24 protein-coding genes and 1 CRISPR repeat array are annotated in these 20,688 nt (G+C 70.9%); of the genes, 13 read left to right on the top strand and 11 right to left on the bottom strand.

Annotation, left to right across the window (positions count from 1 at the left end):
* The 7 genes from KF837_30720 to KF837_30690 form a co-directional block, all read right to left on the bottom strand.
* Positions 1-658: DnaJ domain-containing protein (locus KF837_30720; protein MBX3231738.1), on the bottom strand; the 658-nt coding region annotated here is incomplete at its 3' end.
* On the bottom strand, positions 607-1,575 hold the full coding sequence (locus KF837_30715) for a lysophospholipid acyltransferase family protein (protein ID MBX3231737.1): 969 nt from the start codon (positions 1,573-1,575) through the stop codon (positions 607-609). The genes KF837_30720 and KF837_30715, both read right to left, overlap by 52 nt.
* Before the next feature lie 125 nt (positions 1,576-1,700).
* The gene (locus KF837_30710) at positions 1,701-2,189 is read right to left on the bottom strand and encodes a hypothetical protein (GenBank protein MBX3231736.1); all 489 of its coding nucleotides are present in this window, start codon (positions 2,187-2,189) and stop codon (positions 1,701-1,703) included.
* Entirely contained in the window at positions 2,186-2,653 is a 468-nt protein-coding gene (locus tag KF837_30705; GenBank protein MBX3231735.1) for a hypothetical protein, read from the bottom strand. The genes KF837_30710 and KF837_30705 overlap by 4 nt, the downstream gene beginning before the upstream one ends.
* Positions 2,650-3,213, bottom strand: a complete 564-nt coding sequence (locus KF837_30700; protein ID MBX3231734.1) for a hypothetical protein — start codon at positions 3,211-3,213, stop codon at positions 2,650-2,652. The genes KF837_30705 and KF837_30700 overlap by 4 nt, the downstream gene beginning before the upstream one ends.
* Entirely contained in the window at positions 3,210-3,911 is a 702-nt protein-coding gene (locus tag KF837_30695) for a hypothetical protein (protein ID MBX3231733.1), read from the bottom strand. Before KF837_30695 ends, KF837_30700 begins: the two co-directional genes overlap by 4 nt.
* Complete coding sequence (locus tag KF837_30690) at positions 3,908-4,774, bottom strand: RNA polymerase sigma factor (GenBank protein MBX3231732.1); 867 nt, start codon at positions 4,772-4,774, stop codon at positions 3,908-3,910. The genes KF837_30695 and KF837_30690 overlap by 4 nt, the downstream gene beginning before the upstream one ends.
* Here KF837_30690 and KF837_30685 point away from each other — a divergent pair.
* From KF837_30685 to KF837_30650, 8 genes are all read left to right on the top strand, one after another.
* A complete protein-coding gene (locus tag KF837_30685) occupies positions 4,773-6,017 on the top strand; it encodes an insulinase family protein (GenBank protein ID MBX3231731.1) in 1,245 nt (414 codons plus the stop codon). The two genes, KF837_30690 and KF837_30685, sit on opposite strands and share 2 nt — an antisense overlap.
* Complete coding sequence (locus KF837_30680; protein MBX3231730.1) at positions 6,014-7,516, top strand: insulinase family protein; 1,503 nt, start codon at positions 6,014-6,016, stop codon at positions 7,514-7,516. Before KF837_30685 ends, KF837_30680 begins: the two co-directional genes overlap by 4 nt.
* A complete protein-coding gene (locus KF837_30675) occupies positions 7,516-7,956 on the top strand; it encodes a hypothetical protein (GenBank protein ID MBX3231729.1) in 441 nt (146 codons plus the stop codon). The genes KF837_30680 and KF837_30675 overlap by 1 nt, the downstream gene beginning before the upstream one ends.
* A gap of 69 nt (positions 7,957-8,025) precedes the next feature.
* Positions 8,026-8,304, top strand: coding sequence for a 30S ribosomal protein S16 (rpsP, locus tag KF837_30670; GenBank protein MBX3231728.1), 279 nt, complete (start codon positions 8,026-8,028; stop codon positions 8,302-8,304).
* Positions 8,305-8,381: 77 nt separating this feature from the next.
* A complete protein-coding gene (locus KF837_30665) occupies positions 8,382-8,618 on the top strand; it encodes a KH domain-containing protein (GenBank protein MBX3231727.1) in 237 nt (78 codons plus the stop codon).
* Position 8,619: 1 nt separating this feature from the next.
* Complete coding sequence (gene rimM / locus KF837_30660) at positions 8,620-9,222, top strand: 16S rRNA processing protein RimM (GenBank protein ID MBX3231726.1); 603 nt, start codon at positions 8,620-8,622, stop codon at positions 9,220-9,222.
* The gene (gene trmD, locus KF837_30655) at positions 9,222-9,926 is read left to right on the top strand and encodes a tRNA (guanosine(37)-N1)-methyltransferase TrmD (GenBank protein ID MBX3231725.1); all 705 of its coding nucleotides are present in this window, start codon (positions 9,222-9,224) and stop codon (positions 9,924-9,926) included. Before rimM ends, trmD begins: the two co-directional genes overlap by 1 nt.
* Positions 9,923-10,477 carry an RNA methyltransferase gene (locus tag KF837_30650; protein MBX3231724.1) on the top strand — a complete coding sequence of 185 codons (555 nt, stop codon included), beginning with the start codon at positions 9,923-9,925 and terminating at the stop codon, positions 10,475-10,477. Before trmD ends, KF837_30650 begins: the two co-directional genes overlap by 4 nt.
* Here the strand turns inward: KF837_30650 and KF837_30645 are convergent.
* The gene (locus KF837_30645) at positions 10,458-11,255 is read right to left on the bottom strand and encodes a methyltransferase (GenBank protein MBX3231723.1); all 798 of its coding nucleotides are present in this window, start codon (positions 11,253-11,255) and stop codon (positions 10,458-10,460) included. The two genes, KF837_30650 and KF837_30645, sit on opposite strands and share 20 nt — an antisense overlap.
* 128 nt (positions 11,256-11,383) lie before the next feature.
* A CRISPR array of direct repeats spans positions 11,384-11,717; the repeat unit is 36 nt; unit sequence GCTTCAATGGAGCCGCCGATTGGTATCGGCGGAGAG.
* Positions 11,718-11,956: 239 nt separating this feature from the next.
* On the opposite strand from KF837_30645, the gene queG reads away from it, so the two are divergent.
* From queG to meaB, 5 genes are all read left to right on the top strand, one after another.
* Entirely contained in the window at positions 11,957-13,069 is a 1,113-nt protein-coding gene (queG, locus tag KF837_30640) for a tRNA epoxyqueuosine(34) reductase QueG (protein MBX3231722.1), read from the top strand.
* A gap of 141 nt (positions 13,070-13,210) precedes the next feature.
* A complete protein-coding gene (locus tag KF837_30635) occupies positions 13,211-14,410 on the top strand; it encodes a polysaccharide deacetylase family protein (GenBank protein ID MBX3231721.1) in 1,200 nt (399 codons plus the stop codon).
* 1 nt (position 14,411) lies between these two features.
* On the top strand, positions 14,412-15,293 hold the full coding sequence (locus KF837_30630) for a S1 family peptidase (protein ID MBX3231720.1): 882 nt from the start codon (positions 14,412-14,414) through the stop codon (positions 15,291-15,293).
* 23 nt (positions 15,294-15,316) lie between these two features.
* Positions 15,317-16,678, top strand: a complete 1,362-nt coding sequence (locus KF837_30625; protein MBX3231719.1) for a tetratricopeptide repeat protein — start codon at positions 15,317-15,319, stop codon at positions 16,676-16,678.
* Positions 16,679-16,699: 21 nt separating this feature from the next.
* Positions 16,700-17,722 (top strand): methylmalonyl Co-A mutase-associated GTPase MeaB, encoded by a 1,023-nt coding sequence (gene meaB / locus KF837_30620; protein MBX3231718.1) that lies wholly within the window; start codon positions 16,700-16,702, stop codon positions 17,720-17,722.
* On the opposite strand, the gene nth is transcribed toward meaB, so the two are convergent.
* Genes nth through KF837_30605 form a run of 3 tightly spaced genes read right to left on the bottom strand, consistent with a single transcriptional unit; the run spans position 17,709 to position 20,680 of the window.
* Entirely contained in the window at positions 17,709-18,386 is a 678-nt protein-coding gene (nth, locus tag KF837_30615) for an endonuclease III (GenBank protein MBX3231717.1), read from the bottom strand. The genes meaB and nth overlap by 14 nt on opposite strands.
* A 24-nt stretch (positions 18,387-18,410) precedes the next feature.
* Complete coding sequence (locus KF837_30610) at positions 18,411-18,800, bottom strand: hypothetical protein (protein ID MBX3231716.1); 390 nt, start codon at positions 18,798-18,800, stop codon at positions 18,411-18,413.
* Positions 18,800-20,680: a TonB-dependent receptor gene (locus KF837_30605; GenBank protein MBX3231715.1), complete on the bottom strand. Its 1,881-nt coding sequence runs from the start codon at positions 20,678-20,680 to the stop codon at positions 18,800-18,802. The genes KF837_30610 and KF837_30605 overlap by 1 nt, the downstream gene beginning before the upstream one ends.
* Between the last annotated feature and the right edge of the window lie 8 nt (positions 20,681-20,688).

Raw genomic sequence — 20,688 nt, 5'->3', positions numbered from 1 at the left:
GGGCCTGCTGCGACTCGATCATCGCGCGCTCGAGCATCGCCTCCATGCCGCGCGTCGTCTCGACCTCGGCCATGTACGCGTCGTATTCGGCGCGCTTGTCCGGATCGACGAGGACGTCGTGCGCCTCGGTGATCTTCGTGAAGACCTCGGTCATCTTCGCCTTGAAGCTGCCGAGCTCCTTCTTGAAGTAGCGGTCCGGGTGGAACGTCGCGGCGAGGGGGTTGTACGCGCGCCGGATCGTCTTCTTGTCCGCGTCCTTCTCGACGCCGAGGAGCATGTAGTAGTCGAGGTCTTCGAGCCGGTAGAAGTAGTCGAGGATCTTCTTCTTCTGCTCGGGCGTGAGGTCGGAGGGCTCCTCGAGCTCCTGCGGATCGTACTTCGGCGCGAGGAGGCCGATGTCGAACGCGGGCTTCTTCTCCTCCGGCGGCGCGGGCGGGGCGGGCGGCGGCGCGTTCGGGTCGACGATCTCGATCACGCCGAGCTTCACGAGCTTCTCGAGCGCGCGGTCCACGGAGAAGTCGGGGAGGCCCGTCTCGCGCGAGAGGTCCTTCGGCGCGAGCTTCCCGTCGATGCGCGTGAGGAGGAAGCCGTCGGTCGCGTCGAGCTTCAGCTTCTTGATGTCGACGCCTGGGAGGAGGCGCGGGACCTTTTCCGCCATGGGCCGAGCATAACCGGGTTGTCCTGCCAGCGTGCGTGCATCCACGGCCAGGCCTCGGGCCACGCGCGGATCCGCGCCGAGAGCGCGTCGTTGATCCGCGCGGTGAGCGCGACCTCGTCGTCGTCCGGCGCGACGACGATGCGCTCGAAGTGGATCCCGTCCGGCGTCGCGGCCCCGACGACGACGGCGGCGCCGGTGCGGAGCGCGAGCCGAGCGGGCCCGACCGCCGTCGGCGCGGGCGCGCCGAGGAACGGCGCCGTCACCGACGGCACGCGCGACGCGAGGTCCATCGGCATGCCGAGCACACCGCCGCGCCGGAGCACGCGGACGAGCCGCACGCCGGCCCCGTCCGCGCCGCGGTACACCGTCTTCACGCCCCGCGCTCCGCGGAGCCGATCGTAGAGCCGCCCGAAGCGCGGATCGTACGGCTCGCGCGCGACGACGGTGAGCGGCACCCCCGCCGCGACGAGCGTCGCCGCGACGCGCTCCCACGGCCCGAGGTGCGCCGACGCGAACACGACGCCGCGCCCCTCCGCGATCGCGTCGTCGAGGCACGCCCGCGCGCCGGGCACGAACGGCAGCGCCACGAGCGGTCGCGCAGGATCGAGCGCAGCGACGGCTTCTCCGAGCCGCTCCCCGAGCGCGCGGTAGACCCGCCGCACGAACGACCCCGCGTCGACGCCGGGCAGGACGCGCGCGACGTTCGCGATCGCGACCCGCCGCGCGCGCGCGCCCGCCGCCCAAGCCGCGAGCCCGACCCACCGCCCGACCCACACCGCCGCGCGGGGCGGGATCCGCTCGGCGATCGCGAGGGCCCCCATCGCGAGCATGTAGATCGCATCGTTCTTGATCCGCTGCCCCCAGCTCCACCGCGCCCCCTCACGCACGTCGGCCCGAAGAGCATCCGCGCGCGCCATGCGCCCCTCATACCATGCGCCGCCACGCGCTGCGCCGGAGCCGCGCGCCGGCCGCCGTCGTGTCGTGTCGGGAGGTGGCGAGCGCTGCGCACCACTGCTTTCGCGGAGGCGCGACGTCGGGCGGGTCAGCGCTTGAACGGGACGGGATCCTTCGGGTCGACGCTCGTGTCGGGGCAGGAGCCGCAGGTCTTCTTCACGCGGGCGCGCGCCGAGTAGACCGTCTCCTTTGCCTGCGTGCAGCGGCCTTCCTCGTGGACCATCCCGCAGAGGTGACCCGCGGCGCGGTCCATCGACGCGAGCGCGCGGCACGCGGCGAGGCAGTCGCTGCCCGCGAGCCGGAGCTGCTCGGTGCTCGCCTCGAGCGACGTGTACGCGCGCAGCACGTCGCCGACTGCCTCCGCCTCCGGCGTCGTCGGGGCAGGGGAGGGCGGCGGCGGTGGCGGCTCCGGCGCCGCCGTCGCGCTGTCCGGGCGCGAGTCGTCGTCGGTCTCCGCGGGCGCGGGAGAGGACGCGCCCGCGCTCTCGGGCGATCGCGCGTCCTTGCGGTCGCCGCCGCAGGCCGCGAGGACGAAGACGAGGACGCCGGCGAGCACGCAGAGGAGACGGCGCTTCATTTCGTCGACGGGACCGGGGCGCTCCGCTCCACGCTCGTGTCCGGACAGTTGCCGCAGGTGCTCTTCACCTTGTCGCGTGCAGAGTACACGCGAGCCTTCGCCTCGTTGCAACGCTGCGCGTCCTCGTCGCTCCCGGAGGTGAGGCTGCAGATGCGGCCCGCCGCGCGATCCATCGACGAGAGCGCGCGGCACGCGTTCGTGCAGTCGCCGGCCGCGACCTCCAGCTCGCGCTGCGCCTTGTCGAAGTCCGCGCCGGCCTGACGGCTCGGCGTCGTGGGCGGCGGCGGGGCGTACCCCGGCTGCGGATACCCCTGCGGCGAAGTCCGCGGGGCGTACGGCTGCGCCTGCATCGGCGGCGGCGCCTGCATCGCGGGCGACGCGGGCTCCGCCGCCGGCGGCGGCTTGTTCGCCGCACACGCTCCGAGCAGAAACGAGAGCGCCCCCACGACCGCGCCGCGTCTCATCGCGTGCCTCCGTCTTTGCCGGCGAGGGAGCGTTGGATGACCTGGTCCTGGATGCGGACGACCTCTTCGAGGAGCTGGATCGCCTTCTCTCGCGCGCGGGCGGCGTCCTCGGGCTTGCCCGCGTCGGCGAGCGCGGCGCTTCGGGCCTCCTCGACGAGGCCCTGCACCTCGATGAGGCGGCCGCGGAAGTACGTCGCGTCAGGCGCGTGCGCGAGGCCGTCCGCGATCGCCTTCGCTGCGGGATCGAGGTGGCTCTGGCGCAGCTCGAGCTCCGCGAGCCGCGCGTACGCGTCGGCGAGGACCTCCTCGACCTCCGGCGCCTTCGCGGCGGGACGGCGCGCCACGACGAGCCGCTGCATCGTCGCCGCCGCGCCTGCGATGTCGCCCGACTCCTCCTTCAAGTTCGCCTGATGATGCAGCGCCCGCGCCTCCGAGAGGAAGGCCATGAGCTCCATGTCGACCACCGGCGCGTCGTCGGTCGTGCCCGTCGAGTGACGATCGCACCCCGCGAGCAACGCCGAGGCGACGAGCACCGAAGCCAGGAGCGCCCGGAGCTTCATCGCACGCCCCGCCGCGCGAAGTAGTTGTCGCGGTAGTCGGACGAGCGCGCGAGCGCGATGCGGTCGATGCGCGCGCTCGTCTCGCCCGCCTTGAACGGCTCGTCGAACAGCGGCTGCGTGGAGCGCGCCCGCGCGAGCGCGACCTCGCCCTTCGGACCCGAGGGCCCGACCGCCGTGATCCAGAGGACGACGCCCGCGGCGAGCGCGAACACCGTCGTCGTCGTGACGATCGCGACGCCGAGACGGCGGCGCGCCGGCCTGAGCTGCACCACCGCGCCGGCCGTCGCGCGATCGACGATCCGGCGATGCTCGGCCGGATCGAGCGCGGCCGGGTTCCACGCCGCCTCGAGCGCGTGCACGAGCTCGTCGTCGTCCACGAGCGCCGCGAGCTTCAGCTCCTCCGCGGTCGGGACGTCGTCGATGATGCGCGCGTGGTCCTCGGCGCGGATCTCGGCGGGGTTCCACGCGGCCCTGAGCGCGTGGACGAGCGGATCGTCGAGCGTGACGCCGTCGACGATGCGCGCGTGCGCCTCCTCCGCGAGCGGCTCCGGCTCCCACGCCGCCTTGAGCGCGTTCGCGATCGGATCGTCGCCGCGCGCGAGCGCGTCGCGGAGCTTCTTCGACTCCGCCACCTCTTCCTCCGACGGAGGAGCGTCGGGATCGACCGCGTCGATCTTCGGGCGCTTCTCGTCCGTCATGGGCTCGCTTCTCCTAGCGCTTTTTTCAGCGCCGCGATCGCGCGATGGAGCAGCACGTCGAACGTGGCCGGGCTCACCTCGAGCTCGGCCGCGACCTGATCGCGCGGCTTCTCCTCGAGCACGCGGAGACGGATCGCGCGGGCGTAGCGCGGGTTGATCTTCGCGAGCGCCTCCTCGACCTTGTTCCGCGCGGCCTCGCGGTCGCGCCGATCGGAGAGCTGCTGCTCGACCGGCGTCGAGGTCTGCGCCTCGTCGATCTCGCGCGCGAGGTCGTCCTCCTCGAAGAGCACGATCCGCTTCTTCGCGCGCAGCTGATCGAGCGCGACGCGGAGCGCGACGGTGCGGAGCCATGGATAGAAGCCGACGTTCTGCCAGACGAACTTGCCGATGTTGGCGACGACCTTGGCGTACGTCTCGGAGAGCGCCTCCTTCGCCGCCGCTTCGTTGCCGAGGCGCGGGAGGAGGACGCTGCGGTAGAGCCCCGGTCCGTGCTTGTGGAGGAGCTCCCCGAGCGCGGCGCGGTCGCCGGCCTGCGCCTTCGTGACGAGCGCACGATCCGCCGCGTCCGCTTCCGCGCGCTTCGCGAGCAGCGTTGGGTCGGGGGCCGTCACGGCGCCCACGATAGTCCGGAGCCCGGGCCAGGGACCGGTTTTCGGCCACGGAAGCTCCGCCGGGAGGTACGCCGCGCAGGTCACGACGAACAAACGTGGGGCTGGTCGCGACCTTACATCCCGGGGTAAGCATCGGCCGATGCTCCGTAGAACCACGCTCGCGCTCGCGGCCGCCGCCTTCTTCGCGGCGCACGCGGCCTCCGCGGCCGACGTCTCGATCCCGTTCACGAAGTCCGAGCTGCCGAACGGCATGACCGTGATCCTCCACGAGAGCCACGCCGTCCCCACCGTCGTCGTGAACGTCTCCTACGACGTCGGCTCCCGCTACGAGGCGAAGGGGAGGACCGGGTTCGCGCACCTCTTCGAGCACCTCATGTTCATGGGGACGAAGCGCGTCCCGACCAAGATGTTCGATCTCTGGATGGAGGGCGCCGGCGGCTGGAACAACGCGTGGACCTCCAACGATCGCACGGACTACTACGACGTCGGGCCGCCCTCGGCGCTGCCGCTCCTCCTGTGGATGGAGGCCGATCGCCTGAAGGACCTCGGTCCGCTGATGACGCTCGAGAAGCTCGACGCGCAGCGGGAGGTCGTCAGGAACGAGCGCCGCCAGACGAGCGAGAACACGCCGTACGGCAAGGTCGAGCTGCGGCTCCCCGAGCTCATGTACCCGGAGGGCCACCCGTACCATCACCCCGTCATCGGCTCGCACGAGGACCTCGAGGCCGCCACCGTCGACGACGTGAAGGGCTTCTTCGCGCAGTACTACGATCCGGCCAACGCCACCCTCGTCGTCGCGGGCGACTTCGATCCCGCCGCGGTGAGGCCCCAGATCGATCGCCTCTTCGGCGCGCTCCCGTCGCGCGGCGCGCCGAAGGACCCCGGCGCGCCCGGCTTCAGCGACGAGAAGACCACGCTCACGAGCGTCGTGAGGGAGACGATCCAGGACGACGTCGAGCTCGAGAAGGTCGTGATGGCGTGGCAGTCCCCGAAGCACTTCGCGCCCGGCGACGCGGAGCTCGATCTCCTCTCGACCGCGCTCGCGAACGGCAAGGCGAGCCGCCTCTACAAGGCGCTCGTCTACGACCAGAAGATCGCGCAGAGCGTGGAGGCGGCGCAGGAGTCGGGCACGCTCGGGTCGAGCTTCGTCGTCGGCGTCCTCGCGCGCCCCGGCGTCGCGCTCGACAAGATCGAGGCCGCGATGGACAAGGAGCTCGAGGCCGTGCGCACGAAGGAGCTCGCCGACGACGAGCTCACGCGCGCGAAGAACCTCGTCGAGACGGCCTTCGTCGCGCGGCTCGAGAGCGTCCGCGAGCGCGCCTCGCTCCTCGCGATGTACCAGGCCGAGCTGAAGGACCCCGGCTACGCGCCGAAGGACCTCGAGCGTTACCGCGGCGCGACGAAGGCCGGCGTCAAGGCGGTCGCGGCGAAGGTGCTCCAGCCGAACGCGCGCGTCGTCCTCCGCGTCGTCCCGAAGAAGGGCGGTGGCAAGTGAAGCGCGCGCTCCTCTTCCTCTCGCTCCTCGCCGCGTGCGGCGGCGATCCGAAGCCCGCGCCCGCCACGCCGCCGAAGCCCGTCGCCGTGGTCGACGCCGGCCCGCCGGAGCCGCCCGATCCGCTCGGGCCGCGCCCCGACCTCGGCGATCCCGCGCCGTATACGCCCTCGGTGCCGGTCGAGTACAAGCGCGCGAACGGCCTCCGCGTGTGGCTGCTCGAGCGTCACGACCTGCCGATCGTCTCGATCCAGACCGTGGTGCCGGCCGGCGCGGCGCACGATCCGGACGGGAAGGGCGGGCTCGCGGTCGCGACCGCGAACATGCTCGACGAGGGCGCGGGCAAGCGCGGTCCGCTCGACGTCTCGCGCGACCTCGATCGCCTCGGCGCGACGCTCCAGACCGGCGCCTACGCCGACTACGGCTACGCGCAGCTGACCGTCCTCACGAAGAACCTCCCCGACGCGGCCGCGATCTACGCCGACGTCGTCGCGCGGCCGCGCTTCGATCCGGTCGAGTGGAGGCGCGTCCGCGATCTCTGGGTGAACCAGCTCAAGGCACGGCAGAGCGATCCCGGCGACGTCTCGAGCGTCGTCATCGCGCGCAAGGCGTACCCCGCGAACCACCCCTACGCGCACCCCGCCGACGGCGTCCTCGCCTCCGCGGCGAAGGTCGGCCTCGACGACGTGAAGCGCTTCTACGCGGCGCGCTGGCGGCCCGATCTCGCGACGTGCGTCGTCGTCGGCGACGTCACGCGCGCCGATCTCGACGCGCTGCTCGACAAGGTCTTCGCGGCGTGGACGGCGAAGGGCGCGCCCCCGACCGAGGCCGGCGATAAAGCCGATTTCACCGGAAAAGACGAGAAGCCCCCGACCGCGCGCCGCGTGATCGTCGTCGATCGCCCCGACGCGCCGCAGTCGGTCATCGCCGTCACGCGACGTGGGATCTCCGCGTTCGAGGAGGACGCGGCCGGCCTCGTCCGCGTGAACGGCGCGCTCGGCGGCAGCTTCACCTCGCGCCTCAACCAGGACCTCCGCGAGGAGCACGGCTGGACGTACGGCGCGCACTCGCGCTTCACGTTCAACCGCCTCCGCGGCCTCTTCGTCGCGTCGGCCGCGGTGCAGACCGAGCACACCGGCGACGCGCTGCAGGCGACGCTCACGGACATCGAGGCGATGCAGAAGGGCGGCCTCACCGACGAGGAGGTCGACCGCACGAAGAAGCTCGCGCGCGCGGACCTCGTCCAGTCGTACGAGACCGTCTCCGCCGCCGCGGCGCGGCTCGGGCGCTACGCTGGCGTCGGACAGAGCGCGGACCGCGACGCGGTGCTGAGCAAGCTCGTGGCGCGCGCCGACAAGGCGAAGCTCGGCGAGCTCGCGAAGGGCTACCTGTCGCTCGAGGGCGCGGTCGTCGTCATCGTCGGGCCGCGCGCGAAGATCGAGCCGCAGCTCGCGAAGATCGGCGTCACGAGCCTCGAGGCGAGCACGCCGGAGGGCGACTGATGAGCGACGTCCGTCTCGCCCCGGGCGCGGAGGAGAACGCCTTCGCGACGATGCTCGCGGACCTCGTCCGCCAGAACCTCGACTCGAAGCCGCACAAGCGCGCCGACTTCGACGCCCTCGCCGGCACCGTCGCCCTCGTCGCCGACGACGCCGACGTCGCGTTGACGCTCGAGTTCCATCGCGGCGCGCTCGTGATCCACGACGGCATCAAGGGCCGCCCCGACGTCGCGGTCCGGGGAACGGCCGACGCGATCATGGCGATGAGCAACATTCCGCTGACGAAGAGAGGGGCGCTGCCGCTCCCGACCGACCGTCCTTCGCTCGACGTCCTCCGCGAAATGGTCCGCGCGATGCGGAAGGGCGAGCTCCGAGTCCACGGAATGCTTGGACATTTCGGGCTCCTGTCGAAGCTGACCGTCGTGATGAGCGTCAACGGTTAACTGCTTGACGGTACAGGTGCTCAGGGGTAGTTTCCGCGCCCCCGACCGTTCTGGAGAATCTCGAGAGTCATGGCCGTTCATATCCGTCTTGCCCGCGCTGGCACCAAGAAGAGGCCCTTCTACCGCATCGTCGTGACCGACGAGCGCAGCCCGCGTGGCGGCCGTTTCCTCGAGAACATCGGCACGTTCGACCCGGGCAAGGAGATGAAGGTGGTGGACGGCAAGACCCCGCTCTTCCTCGACCAGGAGCGCTATGCGCACTGGACCGGCCGCGGAGCCCAGCCGTCGGAGACGCTCCGCCGCGTCATCAAGGCCTCGGCGAAGGCCAGCGCAACGACCGCGAAGTAAGGCTAGAACTTAGTTAAGAGGACGACGGCTCGCACGCTCACCGGAGGACGGTGGCGCGAGCTCGCGCGATGGCCGACATGCCGCTGAAAGAGCTAATCAAAGCGATCGCGATGGAGCTCGTGGATCACCCCGATCAGGTCGTCGTGACCGAGATCGCGAGCGAGCACAACAGCCTGATCGAGCTACGCGTGGCGAAGGAAGACATCGGCAAGGTGATCGGCAAAGAAGGCCGCACCGCGCAGTCGATGCGGACGATCCTCGCCGCCGTCTCGACGAAGCTCGGCAAGCGCGCGCACCTCGACATCGTCGACTAGCGTGGCTGTCTCTGCGGACACGCGGGGCCCCGATCGCTGGGTGCCGCTCGCGGAGATCGCGCGGCCGCACGGGGTGCGCGGCGAGGTCCGGTTGAAGCTGTTCAACGCGGACTCCGACGTCCTGCTCGAGCAGGACGAGGTGCTGGTGCGCCTCCCCGACGGCGAGGAGCACGAGGTCTCGGTCGACAAGGCGCGCCGCGCCGACGACGCGATCCTCATGAAGCTCCACTCGGTCGACGATCGCGATCGCGCCGAGGAGCTCCGCGGCGCGCACGTCTGCGTCCGCCGTCGTGACTTCCCGCCGCTCGAGGAGGGGGAGCACTACGGCGTCGATCTGGTCGGCCTCGAGGCGCGCCTCGGCGGCGAGCGGCTCGGCACGATCACCGACGTCCTCACGTACCCGACCGTGCACGTCCTCTCCGTCACCGACGGCGCGAAGGTCTGGGAGATCCCGATGACGGAGGACTACGTCGGCGAGGTCGACCTCGAAGGCACGGTCGAGGTCCTCACGCTCGACGAGCTCGAGCCGGTGCCGGCCCGCAAGCCGAAGCCGGCGAAGAGCGCGAAAGGCGCGAAGAGCTCGAAGCCTGCGAAGGACGCGTGATGCGCGTCGATCTCGTCACGCTCTTCCCGGAGCTGTTCGAGACGTTCCTCGCGACGAGCTTCGTCGGCAAGGCGGTCAAGGGCGGCGAGCTCGCGGTCCGCTTCCGTTCGCCGCGCGAGCACGGCCTCGGCAAGCACCGCAGCGTCGACGACACGCCGTACGGCGGCGGCAGCGGGATGGTCATGCGCGTCGACGTCCTCGTGCAGACGTTCGAGGCCCTCGACGCCGAGGCCGCGGCCGCGGGCGAGCCGCGCGCGCGCCGCGTCCTCCTCACGCCGCAGGGGCGCCCCTTCGATCAGCGCGCCGCGGAGCGCCTCGCGAAGGAGCCCGCGGTGATGTTGATCTGCGGCCGCTACGAGGGCTTCGACGAGCGCGTGCGCAGCTTCGTCGACGAGGAGGTCTCCCTCGGCGACTTCGTGATGACGGGCGGCGAGGTCGCGGCGATGGCGGTCATCGAGGCGACGGTGCGCCTCGTGCCGGGCGTCCTCGGCAACCACGACTCCGTGCGCGAGGAGTCCCACGCGGAGGGCGGCCTCCTCGAGTACCCGCAGTACACGCGCCCCGCCGAGTTCCGCGGCCACTCCGTCCCCGAGGTCCTCGCCGGCGGCCACCACGCCGAGATCGCGAAGTGGCGCGCGTCGCAGTCGCTCGATCGCACGCGCGCACGGCGCCCGGACCTCCTCCCGCGCGAGGACGGCTCGTGAGGGCGCTCTCGATCGCGCTCGTGCACCATCCCGTCGTCGACGCCGGCGGCGCGATCGTCACGAGCACGCTCACGACGATGGACGTCCACGACCTCTCGCGCAGCGCGCGGACGTACGGCTGCGCGTCGCTCTACCTCGTGCACCCGATCCCGGCGCAGCAGGAGCTCGCGCACCGCATCATCGAGCACTGGACCCACGGCTCGAGCGCGAAGCGCATCCCCGATCGCAAGGAGGCGCTCGCGACGGTGCGCGTCGTCGCGACGATCGAGGAGGCGCGCGCGCAATGCGGCGCCGGCACGGAGCTCTGGGCGACCGCAGCGCGCACGCTCGGCGCGCCGGCAGGGTGGACCGAAGCGGCGGCGCGCCTCGCCCAGCCGGGCCCCCCGGTGCTCCTCCTCTTCGGCACGAGCTGGGGCCTCGCCCCATCGGTGATCGCCGCCGCCGACGTCCTCATCGAGCCCATCCACGGCCCCCACGCCGACTGGAACCACCTCAGCGTCCGCGCCGCCTGCGCGATCGCGCTCGATCGCCTCACGCGCGTGGCGACGTGAGGAGCGCGGCGAGCTCGGCGCTGCGGCGTGGGCCTTCCAGCTCGACGAGCGGGGGCTCGATGACGAGGCCGCCGGGTTTGCCCGCGGCGGCCTCGACGAGGACGACGCGCGCGGGCTCCGTGATGCGCGCGTGAACGAGGCGCAGGCGCTTCGGCTCGAGGCCGAGCGCCCGCATCGACGTCAGGAGCGTCGTCGCTTCGATCGCGGGGTAGACGAACGCGATGCGCGCGCGCCGTCCGGCGACGGCGCGAGCGGCACGAAGGAACACGTCGAGGTCGCCGACGCGCGCGCCGCGGCCCACCGCCGGCACCCGACCGCGCCCCGGCGAGACGTACGGTGGATTGCAGACGACGAGATCCGCGCCGGCGCGGAGACGCGTCATCGCCGCGCGAACGTCGGCGTTCACCGTCTGCGCGCGCTCCGCCCAGCCGTTCGCCTCGGCGTTCCACGCCGCGAGCGCCGCGAGCTCCGGCTCGATTTCGACGAACGTGACCCGCGCGGCCGCCCCGAGATGAAGGAGGGCGAGCCCGACCGCCCCAACCCCAGCCCCGAGGTCGACGGCATGCCTCACCCGTCGCACCGCCGTCGTCGCTGTCGCCCCCCCCGTCGCGAGGAGCCGTCGCGCGCGGTCCTCTCGCACCGGCTCGTTCGCGCCGGCGAACGCCGCGAGGAGCAGCGCATCGACGTTCACGCGATAGCCTTTCTTTCGCGCAGGCTGACGCAACCTCAGCGCGCCGTCGAACAACGTGTCGTCGGTGGTGTCCGCCTCGGCGCTCAACCCTCCGACCTCCGCACAAGCGCTCGCCGCCAATCCGGACCGGCGCCGAGCGCCGACCGTCGACGCGAAGCCTCGATTCGCCTCGGCGGAGAGAGCTGACGACGGTTCACCAGCACCCTCGATCCGACCCTTCAATGGAGCCGCCGATAGGTATCGGCGGAGAGGCTGGGTGACCTCCGGCTCGAGCCACTCCCGCTCGAGCTCGGGCTTCAATGGAGCCGCCGATTGGTATCGGCGGAGAGGCCGTGGGCTGATGGCAGGTCTCGCCGACGTTCTCGGGCTTCAATGGAGCCGCCGATTGGTATCGGCGGAGAGCGCGCGCGGGCACCGGGAGCTGGACGACGGGGACCGCGCTTCAATGGAGCCGCCGATTGGTATCGGCGGAGAGGTCGTGTTCATGAGAGTCAATCTACACGTACGGCCGTAGCTTCAATGGAGCCGCCGATAGGAGTCGACGGCTCCATTGAAGCGCGCCGAACGCGGTGAGCGCGAGACCGACGAGAGAGACCTCTCCGCCGATCGAATCGGTGGCTCCATTGAAGCTGCGTCGTCGCGCAAGCGTCGACGGCGCGCTCCTGGTGCTCTCCGCCGATGCCGATTGGTGGGTCGAGCATGTGCTTGCTCCGCTTCAATGGGACTGCTTTGGTTGCGTCGCCGCCGCGCCTCCTCGCTGGTGACGTGCTTCAATGCTCGATGTTCGGATGTCCTCGCGTGCTGCGGCCACCACGGAAGAACCCCCCGCGCGGACGCCGCGGGCGCGGCTCGTCGCCGAAGCGGAGAGGCTTGGGTTCGAGGCGATTGGGTTCGCTCGTGCCGATGTGGCGCTCGAGGATGACTTTGCGCGTTATGAGGCGTTCGTTGCGCGTGGGATGCACGGGGAGATGCAGTGGCTCGCGGCGCTCCCCGAAGCGCGGCGGCGCGTCGATGGCGAGCACATCCTGCCCGGCGCGAAGACCGTGATTTGCCTCGCGCGGCGCTACGGGCGCGCGGACGATCCCGAGGCGCCGATCGCGCGGTATGCCCGCGGGCGGGACTACCACAACGGGATGAGGAAAAAGCTCCGCAAGCTCGCTGCGCTCGCGCGGACGCTCGGCGGGGAAGGGGAGGCTGTGCAGGCCCGCCCCCTCTGCGACGAGGAGCCGATCCTCGAGCGCGCGTGGGCCGCGCGGGCGGGCCTCGGCTTCGTCGGTAAGAACGGGCTCCTCATCGTGCCCGGCGTCGGATCGTTCGTGCTCCTCGGTGAGGTCGTGACGACGCTCGCGATCGAGCCCGCCGCGACGATGACCGAGCGCTGCGGCTCGTGCACGCGGTGCCTCGATGCGTGCCCGACCGAGGCCTTCGTCGCGCCGTGGGTCCTCGATCCGCGCCGCTGCATCGCGTACCTCACGATCGAGCATCGCGGCGCGATCGCGCCCGAGCTCCGCCCCGCCATCGGCGAGCACCTCTTCGGCTGCGACGACTGCCAGACCGTGTGCCCCTTCAACGCGACGAAACGCGCGAACGGACCGCTCGATCCGCGCTTCGCCCCCGAGCCGCGCTGGGCCGAGTCCGAGACGCCGCTCGCGGCGATGCTCGCCCTCGACGACGAGGGCTTCGTCCGCCTCCGCGAAGGTAGCCCCGTCGGCCGCGCCACGCGCGCCGGCCTCGCGCGCAACGCCGCGATCGTTCTTGGAAATCGATTGAACAAGAAAATTCAAGAAAATAGCAACGATCCGAGCGTCGTCCCGGCCCTCGAGCGAGCGAGCGCGGAGCACGACTCGCCCGTCGTTCGGGAGGCCGCGGCCTGGGCCCTGGCGCGACTGGCGTCAAGGTAGGGAGACGTGGGTGGATCGTCGATGAGCCAAGTCGTCCAGGGGTGATCGGCATAAATACGGCCAATTTCGGGCTTCTAGGGAGCTAAATCCGCGATTGCTCTAAATGCGCAATGCGGCACGGTGCGTGCTGATGTGGGTGCCATGCTCACCCGTCGCCTCGCTCGGTCCTTCCTTGCCCTCTCCTCTCTTCTCGCGGCGGCGTGCGCGTCCGGGTGCGCCGGCGACGAGGGCACCTCGAATGAGAACGAAGAGACGCAGGCGCCCGAGGCGGTCGCCGGGCGCCCGCCGCAGTTCGTGCTCCTCGCGTTCGACGGATCGCTCAACATTCCCTTCTGGAAGGAGTCGCGGCAGTACGCGAAGGACACCGGCGCGAAGCTCACGTACTTCATGAGCGGCGTCTACTTCATCGCCGACAACCAGAAGACGATCTACAACGCGCCGCACGGCCTCGGCCGCGGCAAGAGCGCGATCGGCTTCGGCGGCGCGTCCGGCAACATCAAGCCACGCTACGAGCAGGTGCAGGCCGCGATCAACGAGGGCCACGAGATGGGCTCGCACGCGAACGGCCACTTCGACGGCTCGAGCTGGTCGCAAGCGGACTGGGACAGCGAGTTCAGCCAGTTCAACAGCATCATGTTCTCGCGCTCCGACACGCCGCGCCTCTCCATCGGCGGGAAGGACGTCGTCGGCTTCCGCGCCCCGCAGCTCGGTCACTCCGCCGGCCTCTGGCCCGTGCTCGCGAAGTACGGCTACAAATACGACACGAGCCGGACCGCGCCCGCGAACTACTGGCCGCAGATCAAGAACGGCGTCTGGAACTTCCCGCTCGCGGAGCTCCGCATCGTGGGCTCGGGCAAGAAGACGCTCTCGATGGACTACAACTTCTACGTCGCCGACTCGCGCGGCAACCCCGACGCCGCGAACAAGGCCACGTATCGCAAGCAGATGGTCGATACGTACATGGCGTATTTCGAGGGCAACTACTTCGGCAACCGCGCGCCGGTGCACATCGGCCACCACTTCTCGAAGTGGAACGGCGGCGCCTACTGGGAGGCGATGCAGCAGTTTACGAAGCGCGTCTGCCGCCTCCCCGAGGTCAAGTGCGTCACGAACAAGGAGCTCCTCACGTTCGTCGAGGCGAACAAGGACAAGATCGCGGGCTACCAGGCCGGCAACTTCACCAAGATGCCGCGGCCGCCGGAGGCGGGCGATCCGGTCGACGTCTCCGCGCCCTTCACGGACGAGGAGCGCGCCGAGATGCTCGCGCAGCACGAGCACCACGACGAGGAAGACGCCGCGTCCGAGAGCGAGACCGAGCTCGAGACCGAGACCGAAGAGTGAGATGAAGCGCGCGCTCGTCACGCTCGCCACCGCCGCCGCCCTGCTCCTCGTCGCGTGCAGCGACGAGGCGGGCCGCGCCGTGAGCGGCGACGACGACCTCATCGGCGGCACGACCGCGAAGAGCGGCGAGCTCCCCGCGACGGTGGGGATCTCCCGCGCGGGGAAGAACCACTGCACCGCCGCGCGCGTCGGCGAGCGGCAGCTCCTCACCGCCGCGCACTGCGTGCTGAACCTCTCCACGCTGAGCCCGCGCTACGACGCGGAGCACCCCGTCACCGTGATGCTCCCGAGCGGTGCGACCGCTGCGCACGTCGTGAAAGCGACGCACGTGCATCCGAAATGGATCGAGCGCTGCGCCGAGACGCTCTGCTCCGTCGCCGCCGTCACCGCGAAGCTCGACGCGCCCGACGTCGCCGTGCTCGAGCTAACGGCGCCGATCGAAGGCGCGACCGTCGCGCCGGTCGAGCGCGAGGCCCTCGCGCCCGGCGACGGCGTCACCATCGTCGGCTTCGGCTGCACGAAGGGCGTCCACGTCGCCGACGATCGAGCGGTGAAGGAGCTCCTCTCCGCCGAGCAAGAGGTGGCCACGCCCGCGTCCGCGCTCCACGACGGTAGCTACGTCGAGGCCACGGATGAGCCTGTATTTTCGGGGAATTACGTCCTCACCCGCGGCCGCGCCGGGCTCTGCCCCGGCGACTCCGGCGGCCCGCTCTACGTCCGCCGCGGCGCCACGCTCGCGGTCGCCGGAGTGAATGCAAATTACACGCTCTTGCCCGACGACGTGGACGGCGCGGGCGTGCCCGTCACGAACTGGCACACGCGCCTCGACGTCGGATCGCGCAATGGCGTCGCCGCGTGGCTCACGGAGATTGGCGTGCGCTGACCTTCTCCGGTAAAAATTGAGGCATGATGCGTAAGCTTGGCGTGGCCGCAGTCTTCATCGTTGCCACCACGACCACCCCCACGGAGGCGCAGGAGTCCGCGCTCTCGTCGGCGAAGGACGCGACGAAGACGGCGCCCACGAGCGCCGACGCCGCGCTCGCGTACGGCCGCGCGCTCCGGAAGGCGGGCAAGGACAACGAGTCGCTCACGGAGCTGCGGCGCGCGCTGAGCTTCGCGACCGGATCGTCCGCCGTGATGGTCGACTGGGAGATCGCGCGGACGCACATCGCGAAGCGCGACTTCACCGCCGCGATGTCGGCGTGCGGCGCGATCACGAAGCTGCCCGGCGGCGGGGCTCCGGCCGAGACCGGCGGCGTCCCGACGAGGGCGGGCGAGGCCGCCGCCGCGGCGCGCGTGTGCAAGGGCGAGGCGCACCTCCTGTGGCGGCGCGGGACCGAGGCGCAAGGCGAGCTCGCGGAGCTCGCGAAGATCTCGAAGGTCGTCGGCTCCGGCCCGGTCGGCCAGGAGATCAACTACATCGCGAAGATCATCGACGGCCGCGCGCGCGCGCTCGACTCGAAGGACGCGGAGGCGGAGGTGGCGTACAAGGAGGCGATCGCGCTCCAGCCGAACCGCGCCGACGCGCACGTGCTCCTCGGCTCGATGCTGCAGCGCGCGGGGAAGGACGGCACCGCCTCGCTGAAGAAGGCGGTCGAGCTCGACGGCCGCGACCCCACCGCGCTGCTCGAGTACGGCCGCGCGCTCACGAACGACGTGAAGACGCGCGGCGAGGCGATCACCACCCTCGAGAAGGCGATCGCGGAGCGACCGACGTCGCTCGAGGCGATGCGGCTCTTGACCGAGACGTACATCGCGTCGAACAAGCTCACCGACGCGAAGCGCATCGCGGCGAAGGTGCTCGCGCTCGCGCCGAACGACGTGCTCGCGCACGTGGTCTCCGGCCGCGTCGCGCTCGCCGACGGCAAGCCGGACGAGGCGCTGAAGGAGGGCGAGGCGGCGCTGAAGATCCAGGCGAACGAGGGCAAGGCGAAGCTCCTCATCGCCGACGCGTACGCGAAGAAGGGCGAGATCGACCTCGCGCTCGAGGCCTACCAGAAGGCGAGCGGGATGGACCCGCTCGACCCGACCGCGCTCGTCAACGCGACCTACGCCTGCATCGCCGCGCAGCGCCTCACGAGCGCGAAGGCGTTCGGCCAGCGCGCGGTCCTCGACTTCCCGAACCACGCGCCGGCGTGGGTCGCGCAGGGCGACGCCCTCGCCGCCGACGGCAACCCGGCCGCGGCGCGCAAGGCCTACGAGTCGGCGAAGAAGGTCCACGGCGCCGACGTCGCCGCGATCGACGCCAAGCTCTCGAAACTGAAGTGAAGGTCGACTAAGCAGGGTCGCATGTCCCTCGCTGCCCAGGTCGCCGCCGGCGACACGCGCTCGATCGCGCGCGCGCTCCGCAACGTCGACGATCGCGTCCCGGGCTACCTCGATCTCTTGAAGGAGCTCTTCCCGAGCACGGGGAAGGGTTGGATCGTCGGCGTGACCGGCAACCCCGGGGCGGGGAAGTCGACCCTCACCGATCGCCTCATCGAGGCGCTGCGCAAGGCGAACAAGAAGGTCGGCGTCCTCTGCGTCGATCCGTCGAGCCCGTACACCGGCGGCGCGATCCTCGGCGATCGCATCCGCATGACGCGCCACGCGAACGACGCCGGCGTCTTCATCCGCTCCGTCGCGACGCGCGGCCACCTCGGCGGCCTCTCCCGCAGCGCGCGCGACATGATCCGCGTGCTCGACGCGGCCGCGTTCGACGTCGTGCTCGTCGAGACGGTGGGCGTGGGCCAGGACGAGCTCGAGATCACGCGCACCGCGCACACGACCCTGGTCGTCTCCGCGCCCGGCCTCGGCGACGAGGTGCAGGCGATCAAGGCCGGGCTCCTCGAGACGGCCGACGTGTTCGCGGTGAACAAGGCCGATCGCGACGGCGCCGACGGCACGGTGCGCGACCTCGAGCTGATGATCGCGCTCGGCACCGAGGCGATGGTCGCGGCCGGCAAGCAGAAGGGCCACGTGGTGCACGGCGGGGTGAAGGTCGACGCGCTGCCCGACGCGGAGCCCGCCGCGGCGGGCCTCTGGACGCCGCCGATCCTCAAGTGCATCGCGACGCGGAACGAGGGCGTCCCCGAGCTCGTCGCCGCGCTCGAGCGCCACCACGCGTGGATCGAGACGACGGAGGCCGGCCGCGCGCGCAGGAAGCTCCGCCTCCGCGAGGAGGTCCGCGAGTCGCTGCGCGAGACCCTCATCGACGCCGCGACGCGCTCGCTCGCCGCCGCCCTCGACGAAGCGGTGGACGCGGTCGAGGCGCGCGAGACCGATCCCTACACCGCGACCGAAGAGCTGCTCCAGCGCTTCAGGTCGGGCTGACGGCGCGGCGGACGCGCGGGGGCTTGCGGCCGACCTTCTCCGCCTTGAAGGCGCTCGGGCACGTGTCGTTGATCCCGCAGCCCTCGCAGTTCGGCTTGATCGCGAAGCAGACGCGGCGGCCGTGGAAGATGAGCAGGTGCGAGGTGATGTCCCAGCGCGCGCGCGGGATCTTCTTCATCAGGTCCTGCTCGATCGCGATCGGCTCCTTGTTCCGCGTCCAGCCGAGGCGCTGCGAGATCCGCTGCACGTGCGTGTCGACGACGACGCCCTCCGGCGAGTCGAACGCGACGCCGAGGACGACGTTCGCCGTCTTGCGGCCGACGCCGGGCAGCTTCACGAGCTCGTCGAGCGTGCGCGGGACCTCACCGCCGTGATCGGCGACGACCTTCTGCGCGAGGCCGATGATGCTCTTCGTCTTCATGCGGAAGAAGCCGAGGGTGGAGATCAGCTCCTCGACGTCCTCGTGCTTCGCCTTCGCGAGCGCCTTCGGGTTCGGGTACTTCGCGAAGAGCTTCGGCGTCGCCTTGTTGACGGCCACGTCCGTCGTCTGGGCGGAGAGCACCGTCGCGACGATGAGCTGGAACGGGCCGTCGTGGACGAGCTCGCAGTGGGCGTCGGGATGGATCTCGTGCAGCCGATCGAGCGTCTCGATCGGCGGCGCCATCTTCTTCTTCGGCACGCCGCGAACCTAGCCGCCCTCGTCCGAAGCGTCGAGGTCATCGTCGTCGTCGTCGTCGCCCGCTTGCTGCTGCTCGAAGAGCTCCCTGCAGCCCGAGTCCTCGAGGTCGGGCACGTTCGCGGCGAGGCACTCCGGCGAGTCCTGGTCGAGCTGCTCCACGCTCTCCGGGAGCGGCGGGCAGACGCGCGTCGTGTAGATCGATCCGTTGAAGCGGAAGCACGTCGGCCCGCACTTCGAGCCGGCGCCGGACCCGTTGATGAGGTCGATCGACGTGTACGACTCGAGGCAGCCCGCCTCCGCGTCGTAGCGGCGCGCGACGAAGACGTAGGTCTGGACCTCGTTGCACGCTGCCGCCACTACGAGGGCGAGCGCGACGAAGAAGGGAACGCGCCGCAGCATCAGAACACCACCGACGCGTACGCGAGCACGGAGCGGCCGGGCTGGGGGACGGTGTTGACGATCGACTCCGTGAGCGGGACGCGCCAGCGCGCGTCGAAGAGGTTGTAGACGCCGATCGCGTAGGAGAGCCCCCAGCGCGACTCCGTCCCGGAGAAGACCACGTCCCACAGCATCGCCGGCTGCGTCTCGGTCTGCGGCGGCGTCCCGACGGTGTCGTTCACGTCGAAGCGCGGGCCCTCGATGCCGAGGCGGGTCATCAGCATGAGCGCGCGCGAGACGATCGGGACCGCGCCCTTCACGTAGGCGAGGTGGCTCGGCGAGTTGGGGACCTCGCGGTGGTCGGGCGCGGTCTTGAAGCGGAGCAGGTCGCCGACGCTGTCGGAGATGAGGTAACGCGTCTTCTGGTACGAGTACGACGCGGAGGCCATCCAGCCTTCCTTCCAGTCGCGGCGCAGCTCGATCTCGCCGCCGAGGCTCGCGACGGGGACGCGCGTGTTGAGGTACGTGAAGATGCCGGGATCGTCGACCTCCTCGCGGAGCGCGATCAGGTTCGTGATGTAGTTCGCGTAGGCGGAGGCGCTGGCGGTGAGCGTCTGCGTGAAGCGATGGCTGTACTCGACCTCGGCGCTGTAGAGGTTCTCGGGATCGAGGTCGGGGTTCTCGCGCTGGCCGAAGGTGGAGATGTTGTAGCGCTCGTAGATGCTGGGCGAGCGGAAGGCCTTGCCGCCCATGACCTTGACGTTGCCGCCGTCGTACGGCTTCACGATGACGGCGAGCCGCGGGTTGATCGATCCGGCGGTGAAGGAGTACGCGTCGTAGCGCGCGCCGCCGGTGATCTTGACGCCGGAGGTCGGCAGGAGGTCGGCGAGGAGGTAGCCGGCGACGAGGGTGAAGTCCTGCTTCTGGTTGAAGTCCTCGCCCAGCGTCTCGGAGTCGCTCCGCTGATGGGTGAGCGGGTGGAGCTGAAATTCGCCGCCGCCGGTGAGGCGGAGCTGCTTGACGGGACTGACGACGAAGCGCTGCTCGGCCCCGACCCAGAAGCCGTCGAACTCGCTCGTGGAGAGGCCGCCGGTGTCGGGCGTGAACGGCGCCTCCGAGCGGTAGAAGTACACGTTCGCGTGCGCGCGCGTGACGCTCGAGAGCCAGTCCGTGATCTTCGGCTCGAACTTCGCCTCGACGAAGCCGCGCGAGTCGGCGGCCCAGTTGCGGCCGTCGCCGAAGATCGTGTCGTCGCCGCCGAGCGGCATGTACTTGTCGTGGTGATTGAAGCTCCATTGCACCTGGAAGGCCTTGTAGAAGACCTTCCCCGTCCAGGTCGCGACGCGGAAGCTGTCGAGGCCGCGCGCGTGCCCGGCGACGTTGGGCGGACCGCGGCTCACGAGCTCGGGGAAGAAGTAGTCCCTGCCCGCGCCGCGGCCGGCCGCGACCGACGTCGAGACGCCGGCGTCCTTCGACCAGTGATGGGTGAAGCGGACGCGCGCGCGCGCGACGGCGTCGTCGGCGACGGAGACGCCGGCCTCGCGTCCGTCCGGGGTCTCGCGCGAGTGCGACACGAGGTTGATCACGCCCGAGAACGCGCCCGTGCCGTAGAGGACCGAGCCGGGGCCGCGCACGATCTCGATCCGCTCGACGTCCTCGATGTCGGTGCGGAGGTTGAGGTGCTCGTACGTCTTCGCGATGTTGAACATCACGTTGCGGTTGCGGACGAGGCGGTTCGAGGCGAGGAAATACTGGAGCGCGCTCTTGTAGCTCCGCTGCTGGTAGTGCTCGGCGCCGAGGGTGAAGAGGTGGTCCGCCTCGTCCGCGACGTCGTCCGCCCGCGCCGGCAGCGCGACGAGCGAGAGCACGAGCAACGTCACGGCGAGGAGGAGCGCCTTCACGACTCCGA

The sequence above is a fragment of the Labilithrix sp. genome, assembly GCA_019637155.1.
Lineage (GTDB): Bacteria > Myxococcota_A > Polyangia > Polyangiales > Polyangiaceae > Labilithrix.
This window is presented reverse-complemented; position numbering and strand designations above follow the sequence as displayed.